Here is an 8,039-nt window from a genome sequence, read left to right on the forward strand (position 1 = left end):
ATGGTGGTTGTGCAACAGCTACGCTTGTTGGAGGAAGCCATATCTTTTTCCACCACGATTTTTCGTTTTTTATTCGGATTATTTATTTTTGTTAAGTGCCTATTTTACAGGTGATCAAGACTTATCTATTTTGGCATAAGCCTTATCTATTTTTGCACAAGTCATATATGTTTTACATAAGGCTTATGTAGTTTGGCACAAGGTTAATCTATTTTGGCAGTTGTCGTATTTACTGTGGCATAAGGCTTATATAGTTTCGCACAATGCTTATATATTTTGGTATAAGGCTTATTTAGTTTGGCATAAGGCTTATCTACTTAGGCATAAGGCTTATATAGTTTTGCGGTTGCTTGTTTTACTTTGTCACAAGCCATATCTATTTTGGAATAAGGCCTATGCGGTTTTGCATAAGCCTTATTTAATATAACTATTTTATTCTATTATTAATTTACTATTACTTGTACCATAGTCGGTTTTTATTGTTATTAGATAAGTACCAGCTTGATAATTTGATATATCGAATTGTACATTTGTGTTATTTATATTTTCTGTTTTCAATATTCTTCCTTGCAAATCACATAGGGTTACTTTTTTTATATTTTTATTATCACTTAGAATGTTTACAATGGTATTTGCAGGATTAGGAAAAACTTTGAAGACATTATTTTCATAGGTTAATGTAGATAAGCCTTGACGATTGGCATTTGGAAATGTATTGCAATCAACAAGCACAAAATTTGGTAAATGATAGTTATCATAAAAAGAATAAGTTTGTCCTTGTTTTGTGTAACAATGTATTCTAATGAATGTTGCTAAAGCACTATCTAAACTCTGAGGAGAACTACAAGCATCCAATATTTTTCCTACTCCTTCTAAAGATTTTCCTCCAAGAGAAGATAAAATCAATTTGTAATTTATTGCATTAATGTTCATTGTGCTTAGTGAGTCAACGGCACACAATGAAGTATTAAAATTGTTAAAATATAAATCGCCAATTTGAGCATTTAAAACTGTTTGATTGTCAAAAAAAACTGTTTCTACACCATTGTTGAAAAATTGGTTGTTAAAGAAAAAAGGCATTGTTCCATTATTAAATAAATAAAATTTACCATTTGGATCTTCTCTAAAATAGCCTATAAATTGAGTAGTATTAGTGCTTTGAGGAACTAATATCGTTGTATAGCCAGTATCATAACCAATTTTATAATAGGTTTGATACATTTTATAGTAGGTATATCCATTAATGTTTTCTAAACCTTCAAGAAAAATAGTTCTGAAAGTTATATCTTGATAAGCTGCTTCGCCATGTTTTTCTATTACTCTCCATTCTGAAGTTGCATCAAGATAATTAGAGTAATATATTTGAGAATATCCAAAATTACTTATGAAAAGTAAAGCTATGAGTTTTAATGTTTTTTTCATGATTTTTAGTTTTTAATTAGTTTTTGAGTTGAAATACTTTCGGTATTTGATAATTTAACTAAATAACATCCTCTAGCAAGATGCGATAAATCAATTTTGCTTTCTTGACCGCCTAAAAGAAGACCGCTAAAAACTTGCTCTCCTAGTAAATTGAAAATATGTAGCTCACTATCAATATCTTCCTCCATTAAATCACTTTAAAAGAGGTTGTTTTTTTGATTTTATTTTAAAAAAAAATGTGGTTTTGCAACAGCTACAGATGTTGTGCGTAGTTCTTATTATTTTTTCTTGCAATATATTTTACTGTCTTTAAGTTTAAATCCAAAGCTTGAATATAAATTTATTGCAGCCACTCTATGGTCTTCTGTAAAAAGAAGTATTTCAGATAGTTCTTTTTCTTCACCTACTTTAACTAATAAGTTTATCAGTTTTCTTCCTATTCCTTTTCCACGTGACGCTGAGTCTACAACAACATCTTCAATCCAACCCTTGCTTCCAGATATAACCTTGTAAGTACACATTAATGCAATTCCAATTATTTTATTATCATCTTCACAATAGGCAACTGTAATTTGGTTTTTTTCATTCAATAGTTCTTCAAGATCTAATTGAATTTTGTTTGGACTTAATTGACGGAATAATTCAGAAACTTGCTCTTTAATGTCTTTGTTTACATCATTTTTGTTTAAAATAGCTGTTTTCATTTCGTTTTAAGTTTTTTTAAAAATACAATTTTATGAAGTTATTATTTTAAATCAAATTTTGAATATAAGTTATAATTTTTTAGGCACACGGCATAATTGCACACAACATTCCGTCTCTTGCTGAGGTTACGGGCTTTGGCACCGATTATTTTCTATCAAAGTTAAAATTTCTTGTGAAACGTGAACGTGGATTTACTACAAAATTCGCAATCTTGCCAAATGCCCGTTAACTGTAGTGTTTTTTATTAATTTTCTGATTTCATCATCATCTCTATTCAGTTTGTCATAAAGTAATGTTAGGTTCTGTTCAAAAGCTGGATTTGCAATTTCTATATACCAATCAATTTTAATTGAGTTAATATTTTCACTCAATCTACTTATGAATTGAAACCATCCATCTGTTGATTCAGTAATGGTAAACTTTTCATTGTCATTAGTAAAAATATTTAAGCATATTTCATCATAGACTTTTAAATCGATTTTATATCCATAAACAGTTTCGATATCGCTCCAATTATAATAATTTACGATTTGTTCGTTAGTTATCTCAAATCCTTTTTCATCATAATCAAATATTCCAAAACTATAATGAAACTCTTCCTCTCTTTCGGATAAGATTTTTTTACCAATTTCGGTTTTATATGTAACAAATATGTTTTTTGGATTCAAAAGCCTTATGAGTATAAATATTCCACCAAATCCAAAAATTACTATGGCAAACCAAAATTGAACTTTCTTGTATTCTCCAATCCATAATGCAGCAAACGTAAATAAGAAAGAAATCAAAACTAAAATTATCTGTTTAGTTTTACTTTCCCAAATTACATTTTTTCCATTGTAAGTTTCGTTTGTCATAACATTACAATTACCGTTCCCATGCTTGCCGTCTGTTGTTGCTGCAAGCACTGAACAAAACAAACCTACAAAATTTCTTTGAAAGATAGAATTGTAACCACCAGATTATTTTCCAAGAAGACTAAATAGCAAGCGCAAGCCCAGCAATAGCAATAGCAATAGCAACAAACATGTGTTAGTGATTGTTTTATTTTAGTCCAGCCAGAATTTATCAGTTATGTAAAATACAGTGTCAATGAAATATAAAATATCATTTTGAGTCAATACATTTTCATCATGTAAGTCTTCTAAAATAATTCCAAGTTCCTCATTTACATAATCATTATTTCGATTATTTTGAAAACCATTAACTGTTAAAAATTCTTTAACACTTTCTAAGTTTGTATTTGCTGTAATTGAGACAAAATTTTGTTGAACTACTGCATACAAAACATCGTTATCTTTTGTAAAACCTTTTAGTTCATATGCTGTGTCAGAGAAAAAATAATTGTGAAGTAATAAATTATATAAGTAATCTTTCCAAGAACTATAGTATATAGAATCGTTGAGTTTTAGAACATGTTCGCTATCTTTTAAATAGACTTTTTGTTCAGCACCTTCACTAACATATTGAGAAAAATCAATATCTCTAATCCAAAGATTTTTCTCTGCAACATAATTTTCTAAGATCTTTGTTTCTTGTTTTTTGAAAGACTTTTCGTCTTCAACTGCTGAGCTTGTCTGCGCGCCATTGTTAAGGTAACAGGCAATTGCTTGGATAATTGTTCCAAACCTAACTTCGCTCTTTCCTGAAAGGACATTGTGTAATTCATTTTTTAAGTCATTTTGCATTTACAAAGATAAAAAATATTTCTTGTCAATAAAATAGTTCAATTTTTCTACGATTTTCAAAAATAATTGCTAACGTCAGACTGTGAAAATACTCAAAGTGAGCGTTTGAGAATCGTCTGTACGTAATTTTTCTCTGATAGGTATCCGAATAACTTCTCTTTTTAACTTAGTTTTTTCACAACCTGACGTTCCCGCGCTACACGCGGTGTGGGCCTAAATTAGCGCTATTTTTCGGATTAGCCAAAATTCCCAAATAGAAAACTATTTTCCCGTCAAGACAAATTCTCAAATCGCTTGTAGCGTGTGTTATAGGCAGCAACTTTACATGTTAACTATTCTTATCTTCTTTTTAAACGTTTCTTTAGCTTTTACAATGCTTTTCATTTTTTTTTCCATTTTTTCGTATTCTTTTGTAAATGGAGTTACTTGACCATCATAAAATTTTGTGGACCAATTAATCTTTTCTGGTTCAAAAATTCGCTGGGTTCTCTTGAATTTCAGAACAGCATTTTCTTCTTCTGTCGTTTTTCTGAGTAAATAAATAGTTTGGCTTTTTACTTCACTAAGCGCCTTGTTTAAATTAGAAATTGCAACATTTTTTATTGTGTCTGTTTCTGAAGCAATGTAGAAAGGATTAATAACGTTTTCCTTATTCGGGAAAATTCCAAATATGTCGTTATTGTTTTTTAAAAAAGAAACAAAATCTTTACTGTCAACAGTGGTCAAATATTCGGGCCTTAAACCAATATAATTTGGATTGTCAAATTTAGCTTCTTCATTTGAAGATTTCCTTTCGGTTTGATAAATATATACTTTGTCTTTTGAATCCATTATCACCACTAAATCTGTATACCATTTCAATTCTTGCGGAACGAAAGGCCTTGGTATTTTGTTTTTTTTGTCATAAGCGTTAGAAAGAGAATCTTCTTTTGAAATTACAATATATTCTTGTTGAATAGGTTTCACTTCATTTTCTCTTTTGCAATTTGTTAAACTGCAAATTATAAAAGCGTAAAATAAATATGTTTTTAATTTCATGGTTTTTCGTGAGGAGTTCTTGCCTATAACTTGTATATAAGTCTTATATTATCATACTAGTACACCTAAATCTGGTTTTATTAGCCCAACGATCAAATATTCTCAAATATATAAAAAAACCACAAAATTTGAATAAAAAAATCCGTTACCAAATTAGACTGCACCCAAAAGTTTAGACAAGTTTATTAGTAATCAAATTTTGTTTTTCATTTCGTTTCTTATGATTTTCAAAATTTCAGTAGGATAGTAGAAGGTTTTCTTTAAATCATTGGTGTCATAGGCAACATTAGAAAGTACAATTACGCTGGTCTTAGTTTTTGGAAAGTAAAAGCTCATTGAAACAAATCCTGGAGCAAAACCTGTCTGTCCAAATTGTAGAATAGCTTCTTTTGTGTCAACAGTTATTCCGTACCCATATTCTGTAATTCCAAATATTGGGTGGTTGCGAACAGCACCAGTTTGTTTTGTCTTGAGCATTTTCATAGTCTTGCTTTTTAGGAGTTTTCCGCTATAAAATTTATTGTTCCAAATATTCAAATCTTCAGCTGTTGATAGGAAAGAACCTGCAGCAACATAGTTTTGAAATGTGTCAGTTTCAAATTCAATTTTGCCATTTTCACGTTCCGTATAACCTTTAACCAAATTAGTATATTCTTTATTATCTGGATGGAAGGTGTTTTTCATACCACATTCTTCAAATAGGTTTTTTGAAAGTTCTGCAAATGATTTTCCCGAAGTTCTTTCAATTATTTTAGCTAATAAATCATAGCCAATTTGTGAATACGAATACTGTGTTCCAGCTTTAAAAGTTGTTGGTTCATCTAATTGAGTAATGCCGTGCATATGTGTCAACAAATGGTGTATTGTAACCGTATCTGCCCAACTTTGAGTCAATTCAGGCAAGTAGTTTTTAATTGGTGTAAATAAGTCTACTTTTCCTTTGTCAAATTCTCGAAGTACTAAAACGGCTGTGAATTGTTTGCTGATTGAACCTATAACAAATTGGTCATTGAACTGTAAAGGCTCTTTTTTTTCAATATCTGAATAGCCAAGTGTTTTTGAATATTTAGTTTGTCCTTTTTGAGAAATAAGAATTACTCCATTAAATGACTTTGTAGTTTTTGCTGAAATTAAATTGTCAATTTGCTTGTAACTACTATTTTGTTGTCCGAAAGTTACAATTGTACTTTGAAGAAAAATTACTAAAAATATTAGGTATTTCATTGTTGTTCTTTATGTTACTGTGTCGCTGTAAAAAATGTCTCAAACTTCTATCTAAGCTCTTTTATATAGAGCTTAAGTATTATTTGCGCAACTGTTTAGCTTTCTCAAATATATAATAAATACGGCAAAACTTGAATAAAAAAAATCCGTTACCAAAAGATTAGTAACGGATTTTGTTTTATGATTTTAAGCTTATTAAAACTTGACAGATACGGTTTTAGTTTCGCCATTTCTTTTGAAAGTTACAGGAAGCACGTCGCCAACATTTAGTTTTCCTAGACATTCCATGTAGGCATAGACTTCTTTGATATCGCAAGTTCCAATTTTAGTGATGATGTCACCTTCTTTAATTCCGGCCACATCGGCAGGTCTTCCTTCGGTTACGCCATCAACGTGTAAACCATCGCCATGATCGGTGTAATCAGGCATAATTCCTAACGTAACTTTGTATTTTGGTCGAGTTTTTGCCGCATTGGCTTTTGTTTTTGTAAACGGTAATTGCTCTTGATTGCTGATTTCGTTTGCAATTCGAGCTACATAATTTACAATGGCATTCACACCATAATAATTGATTTTGTCTTCGTCATCAGATGGTTTGTGGTAATCGCTGTGTGTTCCTGTAAAGAAAAACAACACCGGAATATCTTTTAAATAAAACGAAGTATGATCGGATGGACCAACGCCACTTTCGTCTAAGGTGATGTTAAATCCTGCTGGTTTGTTCTTTTCAACGATTTTACTGAATTCTGGAGAAGTTCCAACGCCACCAACAGTCAATTCTTTCTTGGCAGTTTCCAATCGACCAATCATGTCCATATTAATCATCGCCGATGCATTTGGATATAAGGTTTTGATGTTTTCGGCCATTTTTTTAGAACCAATTAATCCATCTTCTTCACCCGAAAATAAAGCAAAAATATAATTGGCTTTTTCAACTGTTTTGTTTTGCGATAAAATGCGAGCCAATTCTAAAACTCCTGCAACACCAGAAGCATTATCGTCGGCACCATTATGGATTTCTCCTTTGGAATTGGGTTTGGTAGAATGGTTGTGTTCGTTCATTCCTAAATGGTCATAATGTGCTCCAATTATGATAGTTTTGGATGCTTTGTTGTCTAAAAATGCAATAACATTTCGACCTGTATTTTCTTTAACCTTCAAAGAATCGTTTGGATCGGTTTTTACTTTATAGGTAAATTCTTGAAGGTAACTATTTTTATTGTAAGGTTGTAATCCGTAGCTTTTTAATTGTTTCGATAAATAATCGGCTGCTACTTTTTCTTCTTTCGAACCCGTTAATCGTCCTTTTAATGCATCAGATGATAAATAGGTAATGTGCTTTTTCAGATTTTTTTCATTGGCATATTCTGCATCGTCGGTTTCAACCCAATCCGCGATAAATACGTTGGTTTCTCTCGCTTTTTCTTGTTGGCGGTTACTAGAAAACACTAGTTTTTTTCCGTCAGGTGAAAACATTGGAAACGCGTTAAATTCACTTTCAAAGGTGATTTGTCTCAAATTTTCTCCGTTTAAATCAATCATGTACAATTGAAAATCGTAACCTCTTGTCGAATGATGATTCGATGAAAATATAATTTTTTTATCAGAAGGATGGAAGTAAGGCGCCCAATTGGCTTTACCCAAATTGGTAACTTGTTTTAAATTACTACCATCAACATTGCAAGTGTAGATTTCCATATTGGTTGGAGCCACGACGTTATCGGCTAATAATTCTTTGTATTCTTTAATTTCCTCATCGGTTTTTGGACGAGAAGAACGAAATACTAATTTTTTACTATCGTGCGAAAAGAAACTTCCTCCATCATAACCCAATCCAGAAGTGATTTGTTTCACATTTGAACCATCAATATCCATTGTATAAAGTTCTAAATCACCCGAACGAATACTTGTAAAAGCAATCTTTTTTCCATCTGGAGAAACTACAGCTTCGGCATCATAACCTGG

8 protein-coding genes are annotated in these 8,039 nt (G+C 31.1%); all 8 read right to left on the minus strand.

The window, feature by feature from the left end; translation table 11 throughout:
• Window positions 1–432: 432 nt before the first annotated feature.
• A complete protein-coding gene (locus DIU01_RS04645) occupies window positions 433–1,422 on the minus strand; it encodes a T9SS type A sorting domain-containing protein (protein WP_290832077.1) in 990 nt (329 codons plus the stop codon).
• Window positions 1,423–1,427: 5 nt separating this feature from the next.
• Window positions 1,428–1,610 carry a T9SS type A sorting domain-containing protein gene (locus DIU01_RS04650; protein ID WP_290832078.1) on the minus strand — a complete coding sequence of 61 codons (183 nt, stop codon included), beginning with the start codon at window positions 1,608–1,610 and terminating at the stop codon, window positions 1,428–1,430.
• A 90-nt stretch (window positions 1,611–1,700) separates the two neighbouring features.
• Window positions 1,701–2,126, minus strand: coding sequence for a GNAT family N-acetyltransferase (locus tag DIU01_RS04655; protein ID WP_290832079.1), 426 nt, complete (start codon window positions 2,124–2,126; stop codon window positions 1,701–1,703).
• Between the two features lie 195 nt (window positions 2,127–2,321).
• Entirely contained in the window at window positions 2,322–3,032 is a 711-nt protein-coding gene (locus DIU01_RS04660; protein WP_290832080.1) for a hypothetical protein, read from the minus strand.
• A gap of 141 nt (window positions 3,033–3,173) precedes the next feature.
• Window positions 3,174–3,812 carry a hypothetical protein gene (locus DIU01_RS04665; protein WP_290832081.1) on the minus strand — a complete coding sequence of 213 codons (639 nt, stop codon included), beginning with the start codon at window positions 3,810–3,812 and terminating at the stop codon, window positions 3,174–3,176.
• Window positions 3,813–4,133: 321 nt separating this feature from the next.
• Window positions 4,134–4,850, minus strand: a complete 717-nt coding sequence (locus DIU01_RS04670) for a hypothetical protein (RefSeq protein WP_290832082.1) — start codon at window positions 4,848–4,850, stop codon at window positions 4,134–4,136.
• A gap of 192 nt (window positions 4,851–5,042) precedes the next feature.
• Complete coding sequence (locus tag DIU01_RS04675; protein ID WP_290832083.1) at window positions 5,043–6,074, minus strand: serine hydrolase; 1,032 nt, start codon at window positions 6,072–6,074, stop codon at window positions 5,043–5,045.
• Window positions 6,075–6,269: 195 nt separating this feature from the next.
• Window positions 6,270–8,039, minus strand: a 1,770-nt coding sequence (locus tag DIU01_RS15585; protein ID WP_367221745.1) for a M20/M25/M40 family metallo-hydrolase, incomplete at its 5' end; no start/stop codon positions are given.

This window comes from Flavobacterium sp., assembly GCF_003525665.1.
Classification (GTDB): Bacteria; Bacteroidota; Bacteroidia; order Flavobacteriales; family Flavobacteriaceae; genus Flavobacterium.